We start from the raw sequence: 21134 nt of genomic DNA, 5'->3' as shown, positions 1-21134 counted from the left end.
ACTCCCGTTCGTTCGGTGCCGATAGGGCACCATGCAAAGGGGGCGTATGCCGATGGTTGTCGGCGTCGTGGCGGGGACGATTGTCCTCGCACTGATCTTCATCGTTGTGGTCTTCAAGCTCATGTGGCGAGTGGCGGAGCCCAACGAAGCACTGATCATCTCCGGTTCGAAGCATCGGACCGAAGGCCTTGAAGAAGGCATGGAATTCCGCATCGTGACGGGGCGCGGCACCCTGGTGCTGCCGGGTGTGCAGGCGGTGCGCAAGCTCTCGCTCGACCTGAACGAGACCGAGCTGTCCGTGGACTGCGTGACCCACCAGGGCATTCCGCTCAAGGTGCGGGGCGTGGTCATCTTCAAGGTCGGCGACGACTTCGTGTCGATCGCCAACGCGGGCCGCCGCTTCCTCGATCAGCAGAAGCTGATGGCGGAGCGGGTGCACAACGTGTTCGCAGGTCATCTGCGGTCGATCGTCGGCGGGTTGACCGTCGAGGACATGATCCGCGACCGCGAGAAACTGACCGGGCAGACCCGGGCGGCGTGCGGCACGGAGATGGAGAAGCTGGGACTGATCGTCGACTCGCTGCAGATCCACGAGATCGAGGATCCAACGGGGTACATCAAGAATCTGGCCATGCCGCACGCCGCCGCCGTCCAGCGGGACGCGCGGATCGCACAGGCGGAGGCGAATCGTCTCGCCACCGAGGCCGAACAGCAGGCCGCGGCACGGATGTCCGAGGCGACCCGGGACAGCGAGATCCTCCAGGCCGGCTACCAGGCCGAGCGCGACAAGGCGGGTGCCAAGGCCCTGCAGGCCGGCCCGCTCGCCGATGCCGCCGCCCGTCAGGACGTCGTCATCCAGGAGACACGCGTCGCCGAACTCGAGGCCCAGCGGCGTGAACAGCAGCTCCAGGCGGACGTCCGCAAGCCGGCGGACGCGAGTGCGTACGAGACACGGGCGCGGGCCGAGGCGGACCGCGACGCGCGGATCTCCGCGGCGCAGGCGAAGGCGAAGGAGACCGAACTCGCCGCCGCGGCCGAGGCGAACCGGGTCAAGACGGCCGCGCTCGCCGACGCCGAGGCGACGAAGGCCCGGGGTGCGGCCGCCGCGATGGCGACCCGGGCCACGGGTGAGGCCGAAGCGGCGAGCCAGCAGGCCAAGGGGCTCGCGATCGCCGAGTCGACCCGGGCGAAGGGGCTCGCGGAGGCCGAGGCCATCAAGGCGCGGGCCGCCGCCCTCGCCGAGAACCAGGAGGCCGTGGTCGCACAGCAACTCGCCGAGAACTGGCCGGAGATCGTCCAGGCGGGTGCGAGTGCGTTCAACAACGTCGAGCACATGGTGCTCCTCAACGGCGCCGAAGGTATGTCCGACATGTTCGCCAAGGCGCTCACCATGGGCGGCACGGGCCTCGGCCTCGCCCGCCAGTTGCTCGCCTCGATGAACCAGAACGGGCCGGCGGCCCAGGGGACCGCCGGACTCAACGGCTTCGTGCCGCCGCGCACCGAGAAGGTGCCGGTGGAGAAGGACGAGGGCTGACCCACTGATGCGGTGACGCGCTGAGACACCGCGGCTTCGGGTGTACGGGAGTTGACCTCCGTACACCCGGAGCCGCGCTCGTGCGGACCCGGCGGGCGGACGGGGGCCCGCAGGCTCTACGGTGACTCGCGTGAGTGCCTTTACCAATGAGACCGATGAGACCGACGCACCCGTCCCCGGCCGCTACGGCCCGTCGGCGACCACCGAGGCCGAGGCTCGCGAGGTCGGCCGGGTGCGGACGGAGTACGCACCCGCGCACGACGGCGACCCCGACCCGGGCGAGATCGTCTGGACGTGGGTGCCCTTCGAGGAGAACGACGGCCGCGGCAAGGACCGCCCGGTGCTCGTCGTCGCCCGCGAGGCCGCCGGCACGCTGCTCGCCGTGCAGTTGTCGAGCAAGCGGCACAACGGCGACCGGGAGTGGGTGCCGATCGGCAACGGGCCGTGGGACCGCTCGGGACGCGACTCATGGGTGGACGTGGACCGCGTCCTGCGCCTCCACGAGGACGGGATGCGCCGGGAGGCGTGCGCACTGGACCGGATGCGGTTCAACCTCGTCGTCCACCGGCTGCGGGAGCGGTACGGCTGGCGCTGACCGCCTCACGAACGGGCGGTACGGCCGGCCCTGGCCGCCTCGCGAACGGGCGGTAGGCCGACGCTGACCGCCTCACGGACGGGACGGCAAGGCGGGTTCGGGACGGAGTTCGGGTGCGAACGTACGCTCGAATGCGGCCCGCGTCGCCGATCCCGCCGTACGGTCCAGGATCCCGAAGACCACGTGCTCGAAGGACCCCGCGAAACGGCCGTCGGCCAGCAGGGCGTGAAAGGCACCGGCGACCTGCGCCGGATCGTTCTGGAACACTCCGCAGCCCCACGCGCCGAGGACCAGCCGCCGGTACCCGTGGGCCGCGGCCGTCTCCAGCACGCGCTCGGCCCGTACGGCGAGGGCGTGCGGCAGCTCGGCCGCGCGCTCCGGTGCCGTACGCCGGACGACTCCGGCGTTGGGCGCCGCGGCGGTGAGGAATCCGGCGCTGTACGGCTCGTCGAGGAGGCGTCCCCGGTCGTCACGGAAGACGGGTACCCCGGGTGAGTGGATGACACGGTCGGTGTAGAACGGGTCGCGGTGGGCCCGGTGGTGGTCGTAGAACTCCCTGGCCCGCAGCACACAGGTGTAGAGCGCGGAGGCCCGGCACAGCGCCTCTTCCTGGGCCTGCGCGCCGTTCAGATAGCCGCCGCCGGGATTGCGCGCCGAGGCGAAGTTCAGCACGGCCACCGGGCCCGCGAGGCGGCGGGCGGCCTCCAGGCTGCTCTCGCCCGTGACCTCGAAGAACGTGTCCACAGGGTCGGCCGCCGGGATCTCCACCGGCTCCGGGCCGTACATCCTCGTGGCCTCCCGGGCGGCCTCGACCGCCGCGGCGATCGACACCGGGCGTCCGTCGGACGCGCGGTACCCACCGGCCGCGACGATCTCCTCCGTCTGGTGCGCGACACCGCGCAGGCGCGCGCTCACTGTGCGACCCCCGTACGCCCCGCGAACGTGCCCTGCGCGATCTCCCCCGTCGTGCCCATGAACGCATCGTGAGCGATGCTGGTCATGCGGCGCAACAGAGTTTCCCGGGCTCGCGAACACCGACCTCCGGTCCCCAGAAGCGTCGAATTGCACTCTTGTGCGAACCGGCGTGGGTGGTCTTGGGTGGGACGAGCGATGCCGGTCCGGCCCACCGAAGCCGGGTCGGCGGCATGATGGAATCTCAGGAGGATCCCGACATGTCCGATTCGGTGAGTGACTGTACGGAGAACCGCTCCGTGGTCACCGAGGCCGAGGTGGAAGCACTGGTCCGTGGCATCTGCTTCAAGACCGGACCGCCCCGTACCCTCGGTGTCGAAGTGGAATGGCTCGTCCACGAGCTGCGGCTGCCGCAGCTCCCAGTAACACCCGCAAGGCTCGAAGAGGCTTACGCCACTCTGCGGACCCTGCCCCTGCGTTCGGCGCTGACCGTCGAACCGGGCGGCCAGCTGGAGCTCAGCTCCCTTCCCGCCGCCTCCCTGATGGAGTGCATCGGGTCCGTGTCCGAGGACCTCGCCGCCGTCCGCGCGGTACTGCGCGAGGCGGATCTCGGCCTCAGCGGATACGGCCAGGACCCCTGGAACCCCCCGAGCCGCTTCCTCCATGAGCCGCGCTACGACGCCATGGAGCGCTACCTCGACCGCACGGGTCCCGAGGGCCGCGCCATGATGTGCTCCTCCGCTTCCGTCCAGGTGTGTCTGGACGCCGGGCACGAGGAGCCCGGCCCGCTCGGCCACGGGCGGCGCTGGTGGCTGGCGCACCAGCTGGGCGCGGTCCTGGTGGCGGCGTTCGCGCACTCCCCCATGGCCGCGGGACGGCACACGGGCTGGCGCTCCACACGCCAGTCGCTGTGGGCGGCGATGGACCCCGGGCGGTCCAGCGCGCCCGCCCTGGGCGGCGACCCGCGCGTCGCCTGGGCCCGGCACGTCCTGGACGCGCCGGTGATGTGCGTGCGCGCCCCGAAGGGCGCCTGGGACGTGCCCGAGGGCCTGACCTTCCGGGAGTGGACCCGGTCCGGCACACCGCCGGACCGCGCGGACCTCGACTACCACCTGACCACCCTGTTCCCGCCCGTGCGCCCGCGCGGGCATCTGGAATTCCGGATGATCGACGCCCAGCCCGGCGACGACGGGTGGATCGTGCCGCTCGCCGTGACCACCGCGCTGTTCGACGACGCGGAGGCCGCCGAGACCGCGTACCGGACCGTCAAGCCGCTGGCGGAGCGCGCGGGGTCGCAGCCGGCTCCCTGCAATCCGCTGTGGACCGAGGCCGCGCGCGGCGGTCTCACCGATCCCGAGCTGCACGAGGCGGCGGTCATCTGTTTCGCGGCGGCGGCCGACGCCCTGCCGCGCATCGGTGCCACCCGCGAGGTGCAGGACGCCGTGGCGGAGTTCATCGACCGCTATGTGGCCCGGGGCCGCTGCCCCGCCGACGATCTGCTCAGCCAGTTCCACGGGAAGGACATCCGCACATGACCGCCCCCGCATCGCTCACGGACCCGGAGGCGCTCCGGGAGCGCGCCCTGGCCGCGCTGACCAGGGCCCGTGACCGAACCGCGCTGCTCACCTCCTGTGTGGACGAGCCCGAACTGACCGCGCAGCACTCGCCGTTGATGTCCCCGCTGGTGTGGGACCTCGCCCATATCGGCAACCAGGAGGAGCTGTGGCTGCTGCGCGCGGTCGCGGGCCGGGAGGCGATACGGCCCGAGATCGACGGGCTGTACGACGCGTTCGAGCACCCGCGCGCCGAGCGGCCCTCGCTGCCGCTGCTGCCGCCCGACGAGGCCCGCCGTTACGCCGCCGACGTGCGCGGGCGGGCGCTGGACGTCCTGGAGAGCACCGCGTTCCGGGGTTCCCGGCTGACCGAGGCGGGCTTCGCCTTCGGCATGATCGCCCAGCACGAACAGCAGCACGACGAAACGATGCTGATCACCCATCAGCTGCGCAAGGGGCCCGCCGCCCTGACCGCGCCGGACCCGGTGGCCGCCCCGCCGTTCAGCGGGCCCGCCGAAGTCCTCGTGCCGGGCGGCCCGTTCACGATGGGCACCTCGGCCGAACCCTGGTCGCTGGACAACGAACGGCCCGCGCACCAGCGCCTGATCCCGCCCTTCCACATCGACACCACCCCGGTGACGAACGCTGCGTACCAGGCTTTCATCGAGGACGGCGGCTACGACGACGAGCGCTGGTGGACCCCGGCGGGCTGGGATCACATCCGCGGCCACGCGATCACGGCGCCGCTGTACTGGCGCCGCGAGGGCGGACAGTGGCTGCGGCGGCGCTTCGGCGTCACCGAACTCGTCCCGCCTGACGAGCCGGTGCTGCACGTGTGCTGGTACGAGGCCGACGCCTACGCGCGCTGGGCGGGCCGGCGACTGCCCACCGAGGCCGAGTGGGAGAAGGCGGCCCGGCACGACCCGGCCTCGGGCCGCTCCACGCGGTACCCGTGGGGAGACGCCGATCCGACCCCCGAGCACGCCAATCTGGGCCAGCGCCATCTGCGCCCGGCGCCGGCCGGCAGCTATCCGGCGGGTGAATCGCCGCTCGGTGTACGCCAGTTGATCGGTGACGTGTGGGAGTGGACGTCGAGCGACTTCCTGCCGTACCCGGGCTTCGCGCCGTTCCCGTACAAGGAGTACTCGGAGGTGTTCTTCGGGCCGGAGCACAAGGTGCTGCGCGGCGGTTCGTTCGCCGTGGACCCGGTGGCCTGCCGCGGCACGTTCCGCAACTGGGACTATCCGATCCGGCGGCAGATCTTCTCCGGGTTCCGCACCGCCCGTGACGGGGCCGCCTGATGTGCCGTCATTTGGCGTATCTGGGGCCTCAGGAGTCGCTCGGCACGCTGCTCGTGGCCCCTGCGCACAGTCTGTACCGCCAGTCGTGGGCGCCTCGCAGACAGCGGTACGGGACGGTCAACGCCGACGGTTTCGGTGTGGGCTGGTATGCCGAAGGGGACGCCGTTCCCGGCCGCTACCGGCGCGCCGGGCCCATCTGGGGAGACCAGTCCTTCGCGGATCTGGCGCGGGTGGTGCGCTCCGGCGCCCTGCTCGCGGCGGTCCGGGACGCGACCGTGGGCGGTGCGGACGGGGAGGCGGCGGCCGCACCGTTCGCCGCGGGCCGCTGGCTGTTCAGCCACAACGGGGCCGTCGCCAAGTGGCCCCGGTCCCTCGCCCCGCTCGCCGCGACGCTGCCGGCGGCCGACCTGCTGTCGCTGGAGGCGCGCTGCGACTCGGCGCTCGTGTGGGCGCTGGTCCTCAACCGGCTGCGGGGCGGCGACGACGAGAGCCAGGCGCTGGCCGACACGGTCGTCGAGGTCGCCGAGGCGGCGCCCGGCTCACGGCTCAACCTGCTGCTCACCAACGGCGAGACGATCACCGCGACCGCCTGGGGCGACACGCTCTGGTATCTCGCCGAGCCCGGCCGGCGCACCGTCGTGGCCTCCGAGCCCTACGACGACGACCCGCACTGGCAGGAGGTGCCGGACCGCACGCTGCTCGCGGCGAGCCGCACGGACGTCCTGCTGACCCCGCTGAAAGACCCGCACGAACACATGGCATCCGTCCCACCCAAGGAGCCGACTACGTGAGCCCGTTCCTTCTCACCCGCACCCTCCCCGAGGACACCACGGACGCCGCTCTGCGTGCCGACGTGTCGCACGGCCTCACCCGCACGCCCAAGACGCTGCCCCCGAAGTGGTTCTACGACGCGCGTGGGAGCGAGCTGTTCGAGCAGATCACCGAACTGCCCGAGTACTACCCCACACGTGCCGAGCGGGAGATCCTGATCGCCCGGGCCGACGAGATCGCCGAGGCCACCGGCGCCCGTACCCTCGTCGAGCTGGGGTCCGGCTCGTCGGAGAAGACCCGGCATCTGCTCGACGCGCTGCGGGAGTTGCACACGTACGTACCCGTCGACGTCAGCGAGAGCGCCCTCACCCTGGCCGGGCAGGCGCTGGTCGCCGAGCGCCCCGATCTCGACGTGCACGCGCTGATCGCCGACTTCACCGGCGGTCTCACCCTGCCGGACACACCCGGGCCGCGCCTCGTCGCCTTCCTCGGCGGCACGATCGGCAATCTGCTGCCCGCCGAGCGAGCAGCGTTCCTGTCGTCCGTACGCTCCCTGCTGGCGCCCGGCGACGCCCTGCTGCTCGGCACGGACCTGGTGAAGGACCCGTCGGTCCTGGTGGACGCCTACGACGACGCGGCCGGGGTGACCGCCGCGTTCAACAAGAACGTGCTGAGCGTGGTCAGTCGTGAGCTCGGCGCGGACTTCGACCTCGACGCCTTCGGCCATGTCGCCCTGTGGGACGCCGAGAACGAGTGGATCGAGATGCGGCTGCGCTCACGCAGGGAGCAGACGGTGAAGATTCCGGCCCTCGATCTCGCGGTCGACTTCGCGGACGGTGAGGACATGCGCACCGAGGTGTCCGCGAAGTTCCGCAAGGAGGGTGTACGCAGCGAACTGGCCGCCGCCGGGCTGGAATTGACGCATTGGTGGACGGACGAGGCGGGACGGTTCGCCCTGTCGCTGAGCGTGGCACGCTGAGCGGGGGGCCGGCGGCGCGCGGCTCGGCGAGTTCGACGCCGGGCGAGCATGACGCCGGGTGGGTGCGGCGCCGGGCGAGCGACGCCTGCCGAGCACGGCCGACCGGCCGAGTGCGGCCCGCGGCCGAGCGCGGCTCGAGCGCGCGGCGCCGATCGGCGGGGTTCACTCGCCGCCCGCCGCCAGCGCCTTCGTGATCCGGCGTGAGGCGCGGCCCGCTTCGGTCGCCGGGTCGGAGCCGGTGAGGACCTTCGTCATGTAGTCCTTGATCGGGTTGTCCGCCTCGACAGCCGCCCATTCGGGCGAGGACGGGGTCGCCCGGCCCTGTGCGGCGCCTGCCGCCATGGCCGCGACCCCCTCCTCGCCCGCGACGGCGCCGGCGAGCGTGGTCTTGTTCGGCACGTAGTTCATCGTCCGGGCCAGCTCCTTCTGCCACTTGGCGCCGGCGAGCGCGGCGATGACGGCGGTGGCGCCGTGCCGGTCGTCGGTGTTCTTGGGCACCACGAGGTCGGAGCCGCCGGTGAAGACGGCACCCGGTTCGGCGGCCGTCCTGCCCGGCACCGGGAAGAAGCCGAGCTTGTCCTTGAGATCGGGGTTCGCCTGCACGACGGCCTGGGCGAGCCCCGGTACCGCCACGATCTGCGCCACGCTCCCCTTGGCGAACACCCCTGCCTGCGGCGGGTGTTCCTCGTCGGCGTCCGCGGGCCCCTCGCCGAGGGCCTGCAGCCGCCGGTAGAAGTCCATACCGCGCAGGGCGGCGGGCGTCTGCAGAGCGCCCTCCCAGTTCCCCTCGGACTCGTCCGCCAGCTCGCCGCCCTCGTCCCAGATGAACCCGGACAGGGTGTACCAGTCCTGTCCGGCCAGGTAAATGCCCTGGGTACCGGCGGAGTTGAGCTTGCGCGAGTCGGCGAGCCACTGGTCGCGCGTCTTCGGGGGCTTCTTGATGCCGGCCTGTGCGAACAGGTCCTTGCGGTAGATGACGACGCGGTTGGCCGCGTACCACGGGATGCCGTACTGGTGGGAGAGGTACTGCCCCGGCTCGGCCAGGCCCGGCAGCCAGTCGTCCATGCCCCAGTCGCGCATCGACTCCAGGGTGAGGTCGAGCAGCCCGCCGCCGGCGACGTACTGGGGAACCTGCGTGTTGCCGACCTCGATGACGTCGGGCGTCCCGTCCGTGCCCCGCTTCAGCGCGGTCTGCACCTTGTCGCCGATTCCGGTCCACTCCTGGATGCGGATGTCGAGCTTGAGGTCCCCGTGCGTCCGCTCGAACTCGTCGGTGAACCGCGACAGGAACTCCCGGGACGCACTGTCCTTCATCAGCCAGACGGTGACGGTCCGCCGCTCGGCGCCCCCGTCCGGCAGCGCTCCGCACGCGGTGAGCAGTGCCGCGGAGACCAGGGTGAGAGCGAGCAGCGGGACGACGGGACGACGACGTTTCACGAGGGGTCCTTTTCTGCCTTGCGGACAAGGGAGCGGAGCCCGACGTGGGGGGACGAGCGTTCAGCTCGTACGGGTGTTCTGGATTTTGGTATGGACCAATCGGACCCGTCAAGGGCGGACGGCCTCCGACGTCTCGCGAACGGCCGCCCCGTGGGGCACCGTGGAGTGACGCGTGGCACAGGCGCCACGGCGGAGAGGAGCACCCGCATGTCCAACCACACGTACCGGGTCACCGAGATCGTCGGCACGTCGCCCGACAGCGTGGACCAGGCGATCCGCAACGGGATCGCCCGGGCCTCGCAGACCCTGCGCAACCTGGACTGGTTCGAGGTCACCCAGGTCAGGGGGCAGATCGAGAACGGCCAGGTCGAGCACTACCAGGTCGGCCTCAAGGTCGGCTTCCGGCTGGAGGACGGCGACTGACGAGACCCGGCGCGGCCTGTCGGGTCCGCCTTCCGGTCCGCCTGTCAGGTCCGTCCCTCCCCCTCCTGGGCCTCCTTCAGCGCGGCCGACGTCGCCGCCCAGCGGGCCCGTACCACGGTGAATCCGGCCCGCTCGGCGTCCTCGCAGACGAGCTCGTCATCATCCACGAGGACATGGATCGCACGGTCACGGGCCAGCCGGCGGAGGATGTCCAGTTTGGTGCGGCGGGCGGGCCTGCGGTCGTCGTTCCGCCGCATCCAGATCGTTCCCTCGGGCAGTCCCTGGGCGGCGAGCCAGTCGACGGTGTCCCGCCGGCAGCGCTCGGGACGGCCGGTGAGATAGACGACCTCGTACTCCTCGGCGCTCTTCAGCGCCAGCGCCACGCCCTCGGCCAGCGGCGGATCGTCCGGGGCGGCCGCGAAGAACGCGTCCCAGTCCCGCGGTGTGCGCTCCAGGAACCGCTGCCGGTGCGCGGTGTCGGCGAGCGTGCCGTCCAGATCGAATACGGCCAGTGGCCTGCTGTCCTTCGTCACCCGACCACCTTAGAAGCACCGCTGCGCTCAGTTGTTCCAGCTCTCGTCGTACGGATCGCGGGGAACCGGCACCGGCCGGGCCTCGCCGACCTCGAGGTACGGGATCACCCCTCCGTTGACCGGGTCCTTGGTGCGGCGGGCGGTGTAGGTGCCGGTGACGGACAGCCAGGCGTCGGGCTGCAGGACGGGCGGGACGTGCCCGGACAGGCCGATCTTGACGGGCTGGGCGTCCGCCGCACAGCAGTTGAGGGCCATGCGCACCAGATAGGGCGAGCCGTCGGCGCCGAGGGCGATGAACCCGGTGATCTCGACGTGCCTGCCCCGGAGGGAGCGTCCGTGGTCGTAGGCCGCGCGGCCGGCGTAGTCGACGAGGCCGAGCCGGAGGGGATCGCCGGCGGGGAGCGGCGGATAGCCGAAGGGCGCCTGCAGGGCCGTACCGGTGCGCACGGCGCTGTACGAGCCCAGCGCGGGCGGGGCGACCAGGATGAGCGCGAACAGGGGCAGCACGAGCAGCCAGGCGATACGCGGCTCACGGTGGGAGTGCCCGTGCTCGCCCGAGTCCCCATGCCCGCCGGGGTGTTCGTCGTGCCCGCCGGAGTGCCCGGCGGACTGCCCTGCGGAGTGCCCGCCGGAGTCTCCCTGCCCGTCGGATTCTCCGTCCTGCCCGCCGGAAAGCCCGTACCCGCCTGAACCCTGCCGCTCGCCGGAGTGCCCCTGTCCCCCGGGCTCTTCCCGCTCCCCGGGCTGCTCGGGGCGGGAGGAAGGCCGGCGCACCTCGTACCAGACGGTGGCGACGGCGGCCCCGATGAGGGCGATGCCGGCCAGGATGAGCAGCGGCCGCAGCCCCGCCTTCACGTACCGCAGATAGAGGTCGGTGAACGCGGCGTGCAGCACGGCGGCGCCGAGGAGGAACAGCACGGCCGCCTGTGCCTGCCGGTTCACAGCAGCACCGCCCCGACCAGGACCGACATCAGGACGGCCAGCGCGAAGGTGGCAGGGGCGAACCGCAGCGCGAACCCGCGCCCGAACGTGCCGACCTGCATGGCGAACAGCTTCAGGTCGATCATCGGTCCGACGACGAGGAACGCCAGCCGGGCCGTGAGCGAGAACTGGGACAGGGACGCGACGACGAACGCGTCTGCCTCCGAACAGATCGACAACAGCACCGCGAGGACCGCCAGGGCCAGCACCGACACCACGGGGTTGCCGGCCGCGGCGCTCAGCCAGCCGGCCGGCACCACGGCCTTGAGGGTCGCCGCGGCCATCGCACCGACGACGAGGAAGCCGCCGGCGTGCATCACGTCGTGCCGTACGGACCCCCAGAACGCGGCTCCCCTGCCGAGGCCCTCGTACGAAGGCCGGGCCGGGGAGCGCATCCAGTCCGTGCGCCCAAGCCGCTGCCACAGCCAGCCCATCACGCACGCCACGAGCAGACTCGCCACGAAGCGGGCGAGGACCATCCGCGGTTCGCGGGGGAAGGCGACGGCGGTGGCGGTCAGCACGATCGGGTTGATCGCCGGAGCGGACAGCAGGAACGCGAGCGCAGCCGCGGGGGTGACGCCCCGGCGCACCAGGGCCCCGGCCACCGGTACGGACGCGCACTCGCACCCGGGCAGGATCGCGCCCGCCATCCCGGCCACCGGCACCGCCAGCGCGGGGCGTCGCGGCAGCGCGCGGGCGAAGAACGACGGCGGGACGAACACCGCGATGACCGCGGACAGCAGCACGCCGAGGACGAGGAAGGGCAGCGCCTGGACGACGACCGCCACGAACACCGTCATCCAGCTCTGCATCACCGGTGCCCCGAGCGCACGGCGGACCGGCCCCTGGGCCACGATGACCAGGAGCAGCAGCATGGTCAGCACGAGGGGCGAGCTGAACTGCCACCCCTGCGGCTGGTCCACCGCGCGGGGTTCCACCCGCGTCGGCGGTTCCTTGGTGGTCGTCACGGGCGAGATACCTCCGGCACGAGGGGCTTTCCGGGCTGATTCCCCTCCGCCTTCAGTACGCCCGAGCGGGCGCGGTTGCTCATCGCGAGTTCGGGCGATCGTGGAAGCCAGGAGGGATCAGGAGTGTTGTAGCAGGAGACCGGCCGCGTGACAGCGGCGGCCATGACAAAGACGGTGACAGTCGCGGCCGCCGCGGCCACGCCACGGATCAGGAGAAGGGACCCCGCGTGGAAGCCACCCGTTTCTCCGTGCTCGACCGTTCCCGCACCCGGGAGGGGCACGATGCGGCCGAGGCGCTGCGGGACACCGTCCGGCTGGCGAGGGAGCTGGAAGCGCTCGGGTACCACCGGATCTGGGTCTCGGAGCACCACGGGGTCCCCGGAGTCGCCGGTTCGGCGCCGACGGTGCTGGCCGCCGCCGTGGCGGCGGCCACGAGCGCCATCCGGGTGGGCACCGGCGGGGTCATGCTGCCGAATCACCAACCACTGGTCGTGGCCGAGCAGTTCGGTGTCCTGGAGTCGCTCTTCCCCGGCCGTGTCGACATGGGGCTCGGGCGTTCCGTCGGCTTCACGGACGGCGTACGCCGGGCGCTGGGCCGGGACAAGGACGATGCCGAGGACTTCGCGGCGCAACTCGACGAACTCCTGGGCTGGTTCCGGGGCACGTCCCGCACCGGCGTGCACGCGCGCCCCGCGGAGGGCCTGACCGTGCCGCCCTTCGTCCTGGCCATGGGCGAGGGTGCCACGGTCGCGGCCCGGGCCGGGCTCCCGATGGTCATCGGCGATCTCAGGAACCGCGACAAGATGCGGCGCGGCATCGATCACTATCGGGAGACGTTCCGCCCGTCCCCCTGGGCGCGGGAGCCGTACGTCGTCATCTCCGGCACGGTCGCGGTCGCCGACACCCCGGAGAACGCCCGCCGCCTCCTCGTCCCCGAGGCCTGGTCGATGGCGTACTCCCGCACCCACGGCACCTTCCCGCCCCTGCCGCCCGCCGAGCGCGTCGAGGCGCTGACGATGACGGCCAAGGAGCGGGGCTTCTACGAGTCGGGGCTGGCCGGCCACATCGCGGGCACCGAGGAACAGGTCGCCCACGAGCTGGAGACGGTGATCAAGGAGACGGGTGCGCAGGAAGTGCTGGTCACCACCAGCACGTACGAGCGCGGGCCGCTGCTGGACTCCTACCGGAGGCTGGCCGCGGTCGCCGGGCTGACCAGGGCCTAGAATCGTGGGGTTTGTCCCTGCCACCCGGGAGTCCGTCCGATGCACAGCCCCCACGACCCGTACGTCCGGGTGCGCGGCGCCCGTGAGCACAACCTGCAGGGCGTCGACGTCGACATCCCGCGGGACGAGCTGGTGGTCTTCACCGGCGTGTCCGGCTCCGGGAAGTCGTCGCTCGCCTTCGGGACGATCTACGCGGAGGCCCAGCGGCGCTACTTCGAGTCGGTCGCGCCCTACGCCCGACGGCTGATCCATCAGGTCGGGGCGCCCAAGGTCGGGGAGATCACCGGGCTGCCGCCCGCGGTGTCCCTGCAGCAGCGGCGCTCGACACCCACCTCCCGCTCGTCCGTCGGTACGGTGACCAACCTCTCCAACTCGCTGCGGATGCTCTTCTCCCGGGCCGGCGACCATCCGCCGGGCGCCGAGCGGCTGGACTCGGACGCCTTCTCGCCGAACACGGCGGCGGGGGCCTGCCCGGCGTGCCACGGTCTGGGCCAAGTCCACCGTACGACGCAGGAGTTGCTGGTCCCGGATCCGGCGCTGTCGATCCGGGAGGGCGCGATCGCCGCGTGGCCGGGGGCCTGGCAGGGCAAGAACCTGCGCGACGTCCTCGACGCGCTGGGGTACGACGTGGACCGGCCGTGGCGCGAACTGCCCGCCGCGGAGCGGGAGTGGATCCTGTTCACGGACGAGCAGCCGGTCGTCACGGTGCACCCGGTACGGGACGCCGACCGGATCCAACGCCCGTACCAGGGGACGTACATGAGCGCCCGGCGCTATGTCCTCAAGACGTTCGCGGACTCCAAGAGCACGACTCTGCGGGCGAGGGCCGAGCGGTTCCTGGAGAGCGCGCCGTGTCCGGTCTGCGGTGGCAGGCGGCTGCGGCCGGAGGCGCTCGCGGTGACGTTCGCGGGCCGCACGATCGCCGAACTGGCCGCCCTGCCGCTGGCCGTGCTCGCCAAGTCCCTTGCAGGAGACGGGGAGACAGCCCGTGTCCTCACCGATGACCTGAGGTCCCGGATCGCCCCCGTCCTCGAACTGGGCCTCGGCTATCTGAGTCTGGACCGCGCGACCCCCACCCTCTCCGCGGGCGAGCTCCAACGCCTGCGCCTCGCGACGCAGTTGCGCTCCGGACTCTTCGGGGTCGTCTACGTCCTGGACGAGCCGTCCGCCGGGCTGCACCCGGCGGACACGGAGGCCCTGCTGACCGTGCTGGCGCGGCTGAAAGCGGCGGGCAACTCGGTGTTCGTGGTGGAACACCACCTCGAAGTGGTACGGGGTGCCGACTGGGTCGTCGACGTGGGACCGCACGCCGGCGAACACGGCGGCCGGGTGCTGCACAGCGGCCCGGTGGCGGAACTCGCCGCTGTCACGGAGTCGGCGACGGCCCGCTTCCTCTTCGGCGGCTCAGCCATGGCCGTACGTGAACTGCGCATGCGGCGCGGCCAGTTGAAGGTCGGCCCGCTGCACCGTCACAACCTGCGCGGGGTGACGGCCGAGTTCCCGCTCGGGGTGTTCACGGCGGTCACCGGGGTCTCCGGCTCCGGCAAGTCCACGCTCATCGGCGAGATCACGGAGGATCTCGCGGGCGTCGGCAGGCTCGTCTCCGTCGACCAGAGGCCCATCGGGCGCACCCCGCGCTCGAACCTCGCGACGTACACCGGTCTGTTCGACGTCGTCCGCAAGGTGTTCGCCGCGACCGGCGAGGCGAAGCGGCGCGGGTACGGCGTCGGGCGGTTCTCCTTCAATGTGGCGGGCGGGCGGTGCGAGACCTGCCAGGGCGAGGGGTTCGTCAGCGTCGAGCTGCTCTTTCTGCCGAGTACGTACGCTCCGTGCCCGGACTGCGGCGGGGCCCGCTACAACCCAGAGACCCTCGAAGTGACGTACCGGGGGCGGAACATCGCGCAGGTGCTGGATCTGACCGTGGAGGCCGCCGCCGGGTTCTTCGCCGACACTCCCGCTGCCGCCCGGAGTCTGTCCACCCTGCTAGACATGGGTCTCGGCTATCTGCGGCTCGGCCAGCCCGCGACGGAGCTGTCCGGCGGTGAGGCCCAACGCATCAAGCTGGCCGGCGAGTTGCAGCGGATCCGGCGCGGCCACACCCTCTACCTCCTCGACGAGCCGACGACCGGGCTGAACCCGGCCGACGTCGAGGTCCTGATGAGCCGGCTGCACGGCCTGGTGGACGCGGGCCATACCGTCGTGGTCGTCGAGCACGACATGGCGGTGGTCGCGGACGCCGACTGGGTGATCGACCTCGGGCCGGGCGGTGGCGACGCGGGCGGACGGATCGTCGCGGCGGGGACCCCGGCGGAGGTGGCCCGGACGACCGAGAGCCGTACGGCCGGCTATCTCGCCGCGTTCCTGGCCAACGACCGTTCCGCTGACGGCACTTCCGCGTAACCGCGGTGCGGCCGAAGCCGAGCGCGACGATCCGGCGCTCCGGTCACCGCAGACCGGGCCGCGAGGGCGAGGCCGCGTCGATCGGCGTGACGTCCCGGTGCCAGGGCGGGCCGCACCTCCGCCTCCGCCACGAGGCCGCGTGCGGAGACCACCCGCCACACCGACGCGAGCAACGGGTCGTCGCCGACGAAGGCCGGCGCCGTACTGGCCGCTCCTCCGGTGAACCGGTAGCGCAGGTGCACCGGTTGCACCGGGACGCCCGCGTCGAGCGCCGCCTGGAAGACGGCCCGCCGGAAACGGCCCTGCGCCCGGCCGCACCAGGTGCTGCCCTCGGGGAAGGCCACGACCGCCGCGCCCGCGCGCAGCGCGTCCGCGATGCGCGCGACGGTCTCCGGCAGCGCCCGCAGCCGGTCGCGTTCGATGAACAGCGAGCCGCCACGCACCGCGAGCGCCCCGGCCACGGGCCATTCCCGGACCTCCGCCTTGGCCAGCATGCGGCCGGGGCGGACCGCGGCGAGCAGCGGGATGTCGAGCCAGGAGATGTGGTTGGCGACGAGCAGGAGTCCACCGGTGGGGGCGGCCGCGCCGGTGATCCGCACGCGGACACCCGCGGCCCGTACGATCGCCCGGCACCAGCGCCGGATGAGCCGCTCCCGCGGCACCGCGGGGAGCCGCGCGACGGCCGGAATCAGCGCGATCCCCACGCCGAGCAGCCCCAGCACCCCGACCAGCCGCAGGCCCGCTCGGGCGATCGGCGCCCCGGACCGCTCAACCTCCACACAGGCGTGTGGAGAACAGGGAGCACTGGGCAGCCAGGCGCTGTGGACGGCGCCCGCGGGCACGGCCGCTCCGGCGCGACGCGGGAAGCGCGGCGCAGCCACCCGCGCAGGGCCCGGCGCGGCCCCACGCGGCCACCGCAGAGCACTCGCGCGCGGAAGCCGCACCGCGCCCGCCGACGGGAGCCGCATCACGCCGGTACGAGGGAGAGGAAGTGCCGCAGATAGCGCGGGTCGACCCGGCGCATCGACAGCAGCACGTACAGGTCGGCGACACCGAAGTCCGGGTCGTGGGCGGGCTCCGCGCAGACCCAGGCGCCGAGGCGCAGATACCCGCGCAGCAGCGCGGGCAGTTCGGTGCGCGCGGGCCGGGCGACCCCGTCCGCGCTCCAGGGCAGCAGCGGCCGTACCCGGTACTCCTCGGGTGCCAGGTGCTGGGACCGGACCCGGTCCCAGGTCCCGGCGGCGAGCGTGCCGCCGTCGGCGAGCGGGAGGGAGCAGCAGCCCGCGAGCCACTCGTGGCCGGCGTCGGTCATGTAGCGGGCCAACCCGGCCCAGATGAGGCCGATGACGGCGCCGTCGCGGTGGTCGGGGTGCACACAGGAGCGGCCGACCTCGACCAGCCCGGAGCGGATCCCGGCCAGCGGTCGGAGGTCGAACTCGCTCTCCGAGTACAGCCGTCCGGCGATCGCGGCCCGTTCGGGCGGCAGCAGCCGGTAGGTGCCGACGACCTGGCCGCTCGCCGTGTCGCGGACCAGCAGGTGGTCGCAGTACGCGTCGAAGGCGTCGATGTCGAGGCCGGGCTCCGGGGTGGTCAGCAGGGCGCCCATCTCCCCCGCGAAGACGTCGTGCCGCAGCCGCTGCGCGGCCCGCACGTCGGCCTCGTCGCGGGCGAGGGTGACGGTGTAGCGGGTGGGAGCGGTCGACAGCGGGGGGCTGTCGAGGGTGGAAACGCCGGTCATGGCACTCTCCTGGTCACGGGCCGTTTCGGCGGAGCGGGCGCGGACCGGATCGATTCGGTCCGCGCGCTCCTGTTCTTCCGCTGCCGAGCGGCGTACGCATGACCTGTGCCAGGAGCCGGGATGTGGGGATGCTGAATGCCAGGGGGTGCCCGGCGAAGCGAGACGGGACCGGGGATGAGCACCACTCCCGGTCCCGCCCGTCCGCACCCTTTTCGGCGAACGTTCTCTGAACAAGTGACCCCGGCGGAGCGCGGAGCTGTCGCACGGTCCGGGCGCAGCCGCCCGCCGTCGGTGTCCGGCCCGACGCGAGGGCTACCGCTTGGCCGCCTTACGGGCAGCCCGCCGCCACTCCTTGTTCATGCCGGTGATGGAGAACAGCGGAATGCCCTTCGGGCAGGCGGTCGCGCACTCCCCGGTGAGCGTGCACCCGCCGAACCCCTCCTCGTCCATCTGCGCCACCATGTCGAGCACCCGGGTCTCGCGCTCGGGCCCGCCCTGCGGCAGCACGTTGAGGTGGTTGATCTTCGCCGAGGTGAAGAGCATCGCGGCTCCGTTCGGACAGGCCGCCACGCACGCCCCGCAGCCGATGCACTCGGCGTGCTCGAACGCGAAGTCGGCGTCCGGCTTGGGCACGGGTGTCGCGTGCGCCTCGGGGGCGGCGCCGGTCGGGGCGGTGATGTAGCCACCGGCCTGAATGATCCGGTCGAAGGCCGACCGGTCCACCACGAGGTCCTTCACGACCGGGAAGGCCGAGGCACGCCACGGCTCGACGTCGATCGTGTCGCCGTCCTGGAAGGACCGCATGTGCAGCTGGCAGGAGGTCGTGCGCTCCGGACCGTGGGCGTCGCCGTTGATGACGAGCGAGCAGGCGCCGCAGATGCCCTCACGGCAGTCGTGGTCGAAGGCGACGGGGTCCTCGCCCCGGAGGATGAGCTCCTCGTTGAGGGTGTCCAGCATCTCCAGGAAGGACATGTCGGCCGAGATGTCGTCCACCTCGTACGTGGACATCGCTCCGTCGGCGTCGGCGTTCCGCTGCCGCCAGACGCGCAGGGTGAGCTTCATGCGTAGCTCCGCTGAGTGGGGTGGACGTACTCGAAGACCAGGTCTTCCTTGTGCAGGACGGGCGCGTCGCCGGTGGCCGTGAACTCCCAGGCGGCGGCGTACGAGAACTCCTCGTCCCTGCGGGCCGCTTCGCCGTCCGGGGTCTGGGACTCCTCGCGAAAGTGGCCGCCGCAGGACTCGGAGCGGTGCAGCGCGTCGAGGCACATCAGCTCGGCGAGCTCCAGGTAGTCGATGATGCGGTTGGCCTTCTCCAGGGACTGGTTGAACTCCTCGCCGGTGCCCGGCACCTTGATGCGCCGCCAGAACTCCTCCCGGATCTGCGGGATGCGTTCCAGCGCCTTGCGCAGCCCGGTCTCGGTGCGGGCCATGCCGCAGAACTCCCACATGAGTTCGCCGAGTTCCCGGTGGAAGGAGTCGGGGGTGCGGTCGCCGTCGACGGCCAGGAGCAGCCGCAGCCGGTCCTCGGTCTCGGCCACCAGCTCCTGGACGACGGGGTGTTCGTCGGTCACCTCGTCGTGGTGGGGATGGCGTGCGAGATAGTCGTTGATGGTGGACGGCAGTACGAAGTAGCCGTCGGCGAGGCCCTGCATCAGGGCCGAGGCGCCGAGCCGGTTCGCGCCGTGGTCCGAGAAGTTGGCCTCCCCGATCGCGAACAGGCCGGGGATCGTGGTCTGGAGGTCGTAGTCGACCCACAGTCCGCCCATCGTGTAGTGCACGGCGGGGTAGATCCGCATCGGCACGGTGTACGGGTCCTCGGCGGTGATCCGGGCGTACATGTCGAAGAGGTTGCCGTACTTCTCCTCGACCTTCGCCCTGCCCATGCGCCCGATGGCGTCCGCGAAGTCGAGGTGGACGCCCTGGCCGCCGGGGCCCACTCCCCTGCCCTCGTCGCAGACGTTCTTGGCGGCGCGGGAGGCGATGTCGCGGGGCACGAGGTTGCCGAAGGCGGGGTAGATGCGCTCCAGGTAGTAGTCGCGCTCGTCCTCGGGGATCTCGTTCGGCGGGCGGGTGTCGCCCTTGGCCTTCGGGACCCAGATACGTCCGTCGTTGCGCAGCGACTCGCTCATCAGCGTCAGCTTCGACTGGTGGTCGCCGGTGCGCGGGATGCAGGTCGGGTGGATCTGGGTGAAGCAGGGATTGGCGAAGTGGGCGCCGCGCCGGTGGGCCCGCCAGATCGCGGTGGCGTTGGAGTTCATGGCGTTGGTGGAGAGGTAGAAGACGTTGCCGTAGCCGCCGCTCGCGAGGACCACGGCGTCCGCGAAGTACGTGTCGATGCGACCGGTGACCAGGTCACGTGCCACGATTCCGCGCGCCCGCCCGTCGACCACGACGAGGTCGAGCATCTCGGTGCGCGGATGCATCTCGATGCTGCCCGCGGCGATCTGCCGGGACAGCGCCTGGTACGCGCCGAGCAGGAGCTGCTGGCCCGTCTGGCCGCGGGCGTAGAAGGTACGGGAGACCTGGACGCCGCCGAAGGAGCGGGTGTCGAGGAGACCGCCGTACTCCCGCGCGAAGGGCACGCCCTGCGCGACGCACTGGTCGATGATCTCGACGGAGATCTGCGCGAGCCGGTGGACGTTCGACTCCCGGGCCCTGAAGTCACCGCCCTTGACGGTGTCGTAGAAGAGCCGGTGGACGGAGTCGCCGTCGTTGCGGTAGTTCTTCGCCGCGTTGATGCCGCCCTGGGCGGCGATGGAGTGGGCGCGACGAGGCGAGTCCTGGTAGCAGAACTGGACGACGTGGTAGCCCTGTTCGGCGAGTGTGGCGCCGGCGGAACCGCCCGCGAGGCCGGTGCCGACGACGATCACGGTGTGCTTGCGGCGGTTGGCGGGGTTGACGAGCTTGGCCTCGAAGCGGCGGGTGTCCCAGCGCTCGTGCACGGGACCCGTCGGAGCCTTGGTGTCGGCGACCGGCTCACCGGTCGTGTACTCGGCGTACGCAGTCATCAGCTCACCACTCCGGTCATGACGGCGACGGGTACGGCGATGAAGCCCGCCGTCAGCACCGCCGCGAGGACGTCGGCCACGGTCCTGAGGGCCCGGTCCCGGGTGCGGCTGCCGGCGCCCAGGGTCTGCGCGGCGCTCCAGAAGCCGTGCCTGATGTGCAGGCCGAGGGCGAGCATCGCGACGATGTAGATCGTGTCGCCGTACCAGGTCGAGAAGGTGTCGACGACGTTCTGATACGGGTGTCCGGCCTCGAAGCCGTCGGGGTGCACGGTGCCGGTCGTCAGGTCGAGGATGTGCCAGACGATGAACAGGCCGAGGATGATCCCGCCCCAGCGCATGGTGCGTGTCGCGTAACTGGCCCGCGCCTTCTTGTGGACGTACTTGCTGGGGCGCGCCCTGATGTCGCGCCGGCTCAGCTGGTAGGCGGCGGTGGCGTGCGCGACGACCGCGGCCACGAGGACCACGCGGATGATCCACAGCGCCCACTCGTAGTGCAGGAAGGGCTCGCCGAGGGTGCGCAGCCAGTGGGCGTAGTGGTTGAACTCGCCGGAGCCGAAGAAGATCTTCAGGTTGCCGAGCATGTGGACGACGAGGTAGAGCAGCATGATCAGCCCGCTCACCGCCATCACGGTCTTCTTGCCGACGGAGCTGTCCCACACGGTGCGCGTCAAGGACGGCCGTCGGTCCGTCCGCGTTGCCAGAGCCATGGAACAGCACGCTAGGGCCGAAGGGACCGATCGGTCCAAGACATGGTCCGGCTCGAATCCATAGGCATGGG

Annotated in this window: 19 protein-coding genes; 9 read left to right on the top strand and 10 right to left on the bottom strand. The window is 71.9% G+C overall.

What is annotated here, in order from left to right:
- Positions 1 to 46 precede the first annotated feature (46 nt).
- Positions 47 to 1534 carry an SPFH domain-containing protein gene (locus tag ACFWM2_RS03430; protein WP_383272494.1) on the top strand — a complete coding sequence of 496 codons (1488 nt, stop codon included), beginning with the start codon at positions 47 to 49 and terminating at the stop codon, positions 1532 to 1534.
- Positions 1535 to 1664: 130 nt separating this feature from the next.
- Complete coding sequence (locus tag ACFWM2_RS03425; protein ID WP_383272492.1) at positions 1665 to 2129, top strand: type II toxin-antitoxin system PemK/MazF family toxin; 465 nt, start codon at positions 1665 to 1667, stop codon at positions 2127 to 2129.
- Positions 2130 to 2201: 72 nt separating this feature from the next.
- Here the strand turns inward: ACFWM2_RS03425 and ACFWM2_RS03420 are convergent, their stop codons facing one another.
- On the bottom strand, positions 2202 to 3044 hold the full coding sequence (locus ACFWM2_RS03420; protein WP_383272490.1) for a TIGR02452 family protein: 843 nt from the start codon (positions 3042 to 3044) through the stop codon (positions 2202 to 2204).
- A 257-nt stretch (positions 3045 to 3301) separates the two neighbouring features.
- Here ACFWM2_RS03420 and egtA point away from each other — a divergent pair, with 257 nt between their 5' ends.
- The 4 genes from egtA to egtD are packed head-to-tail and all read left to right on the top strand — an operon-like array spanning position 3302 to position 7645.
- Positions 3302 to 4576 (top strand): ergothioneine biosynthesis glutamate--cysteine ligase EgtA, encoded by a 1275-nt coding sequence (gene egtA, locus ACFWM2_RS03415; RefSeq protein ID WP_383272489.1) that lies wholly within the window; start codon positions 3302 to 3304, stop codon positions 4574 to 4576.
- Positions 4573 to 5895, top strand: a complete 1323-nt coding sequence (gene egtB, locus ACFWM2_RS03410) for an ergothioneine biosynthesis protein EgtB (RefSeq protein WP_383272486.1) — start codon at positions 4573 to 4575, stop codon at positions 5893 to 5895. The genes egtA and egtB overlap by 4 nt, the downstream gene beginning before the upstream one ends.
- On the top strand, positions 5895 to 6686 hold the full coding sequence (egtC, locus tag ACFWM2_RS03405; protein WP_383272484.1) for an ergothioneine biosynthesis protein EgtC: 792 nt from the start codon (positions 5895 to 5897) through the stop codon (positions 6684 to 6686). The genes egtB and egtC overlap by 1 nt, the downstream gene beginning before the upstream one ends.
- Positions 6683 to 7645 carry an L-histidine N(alpha)-methyltransferase gene (gene egtD / locus ACFWM2_RS03400; protein ID WP_383272482.1) on the top strand — a complete coding sequence of 321 codons (963 nt, stop codon included), beginning with the start codon at positions 6683 to 6685 and terminating at the stop codon, positions 7643 to 7645. The genes egtC and egtD overlap by 4 nt, the downstream gene beginning before the upstream one ends.
- A 162-nt stretch (positions 7646 to 7807) precedes the next feature.
- On the opposite strand, the gene ACFWM2_RS03395 is transcribed toward egtD, so the two are convergent.
- The gene (locus ACFWM2_RS03395; protein WP_383272480.1) at positions 7808 to 9082 is read right to left on the bottom strand and encodes an extracellular solute-binding protein; all 1275 of its coding nucleotides are present in this window, start codon (positions 9080 to 9082) and stop codon (positions 7808 to 7810) included.
- A 207-nt stretch (positions 9083 to 9289) separates the two neighbouring features.
- Between ACFWM2_RS03395 and ACFWM2_RS03390 the strand changes: the two genes are divergently transcribed.
- Positions 9290 to 9505 (top strand): dodecin, encoded by a 216-nt coding sequence (locus ACFWM2_RS03390; RefSeq protein ID WP_383272478.1) that lies wholly within the window; start codon positions 9290 to 9292, stop codon positions 9503 to 9505.
- Positions 9506 to 9549: 44 nt separating this feature from the next.
- On the opposite strand, the gene ACFWM2_RS03385 is transcribed toward ACFWM2_RS03390, so the two are convergent.
- Genes ACFWM2_RS03385 through ACFWM2_RS03375 form a run of 3 tightly spaced genes read right to left on the bottom strand, consistent with a single transcriptional unit; the run spans position 9550 to position 11987 of the window.
- Positions 9550 to 10038, bottom strand: a complete 489-nt coding sequence (locus ACFWM2_RS03385) for a hypothetical protein (RefSeq protein ID WP_383272476.1) — start codon at positions 10036 to 10038, stop codon at positions 9550 to 9552.
- Positions 10039 to 10065: 27 nt separating this feature from the next.
- Positions 10066 to 10980, bottom strand: coding sequence for a TIGR03943 family putative permease subunit (locus ACFWM2_RS03380; protein ID WP_383272474.1), 915 nt, complete (start codon positions 10978 to 10980; stop codon positions 10066 to 10068).
- Positions 10977 to 11987, bottom strand: coding sequence for a permease (locus tag ACFWM2_RS03375; protein ID WP_383272472.1), 1011 nt, complete (start codon positions 11985 to 11987; stop codon positions 10977 to 10979). Before ACFWM2_RS03375 ends, ACFWM2_RS03380 begins: the two co-directional genes overlap by 4 nt.
- A 227-nt stretch (positions 11988 to 12214) precedes the next feature.
- On the opposite strand from ACFWM2_RS03375, the gene ACFWM2_RS03370 reads away from it, so the two are divergent.
- Positions 12215 to 13210, top strand: coding sequence for an LLM class flavin-dependent oxidoreductase (locus ACFWM2_RS03370; protein WP_383272470.1), 996 nt, complete (start codon positions 12215 to 12217; stop codon positions 13208 to 13210).
- A gap of 39 nt (positions 13211 to 13249) precedes the next feature.
- Positions 13250 to 15610, top strand: coding sequence for an ATP-binding cassette domain-containing protein (locus ACFWM2_RS03365; protein ID WP_383272468.1), 2361 nt, complete (start codon positions 13250 to 13252; stop codon positions 15608 to 15610).
- On the opposite strand, the gene ACFWM2_RS03360 is transcribed toward ACFWM2_RS03365, so the two are convergent.
- The 5 genes from ACFWM2_RS03360 to ACFWM2_RS03340 form a co-directional block, all read right to left on the bottom strand.
- On the bottom strand, positions 15556 to 16389 hold the full coding sequence (locus ACFWM2_RS03360; RefSeq protein WP_383272465.1) for a lysophospholipid acyltransferase family protein: 834 nt from the start codon (positions 16387 to 16389) through the stop codon (positions 15556 to 15558). The genes ACFWM2_RS03365 and ACFWM2_RS03360 overlap by 55 nt on opposite strands.
- 188 nt (positions 16390 to 16577) lie before the next feature.
- Entirely contained in the window at positions 16578 to 17348 is a 771-nt protein-coding gene (locus tag ACFWM2_RS03355) for a GNAT family N-acetyltransferase (protein ID WP_383272463.1), read from the bottom strand.
- Between the two features lie 312 nt (positions 17349 to 17660).
- Entirely contained in the window at positions 17661 to 18410 is a 750-nt protein-coding gene (locus ACFWM2_RS03350) for a succinate dehydrogenase/fumarate reductase iron-sulfur subunit (RefSeq protein WP_383272461.1), read from the bottom strand.
- Positions 18407 to 20356 carry a fumarate reductase/succinate dehydrogenase flavoprotein subunit gene (locus tag ACFWM2_RS03345; RefSeq protein ID WP_383272459.1) on the bottom strand — a complete coding sequence of 650 codons (1950 nt, stop codon included), beginning with the start codon at positions 20354 to 20356 and terminating at the stop codon, positions 18407 to 18409. Before ACFWM2_RS03345 ends, ACFWM2_RS03350 begins: the two co-directional genes overlap by 4 nt.
- The gene (locus tag ACFWM2_RS03340; protein ID WP_383274111.1) at positions 20356 to 21027 is read right to left on the bottom strand and encodes a succinate dehydrogenase; all 672 of its coding nucleotides are present in this window, start codon (positions 21025 to 21027) and stop codon (positions 20356 to 20358) included. Before ACFWM2_RS03340 ends, ACFWM2_RS03345 begins: the two co-directional genes overlap by 1 nt.
- Between the last annotated feature and the right edge of the window lie 107 nt (positions 21028 to 21134).

It is taken from the genome of Streptomyces sp. NPDC058371 (assembly GCF_042723265.1).
Lineage (GTDB): Bacteria > Actinomycetota > Actinomycetes > Streptomycetales > Streptomycetaceae > Streptomyces.
Note: the sequence above shows the minus strand (reverse complement) of the source record. Positions and strands in the feature narration are given on the sequence as shown.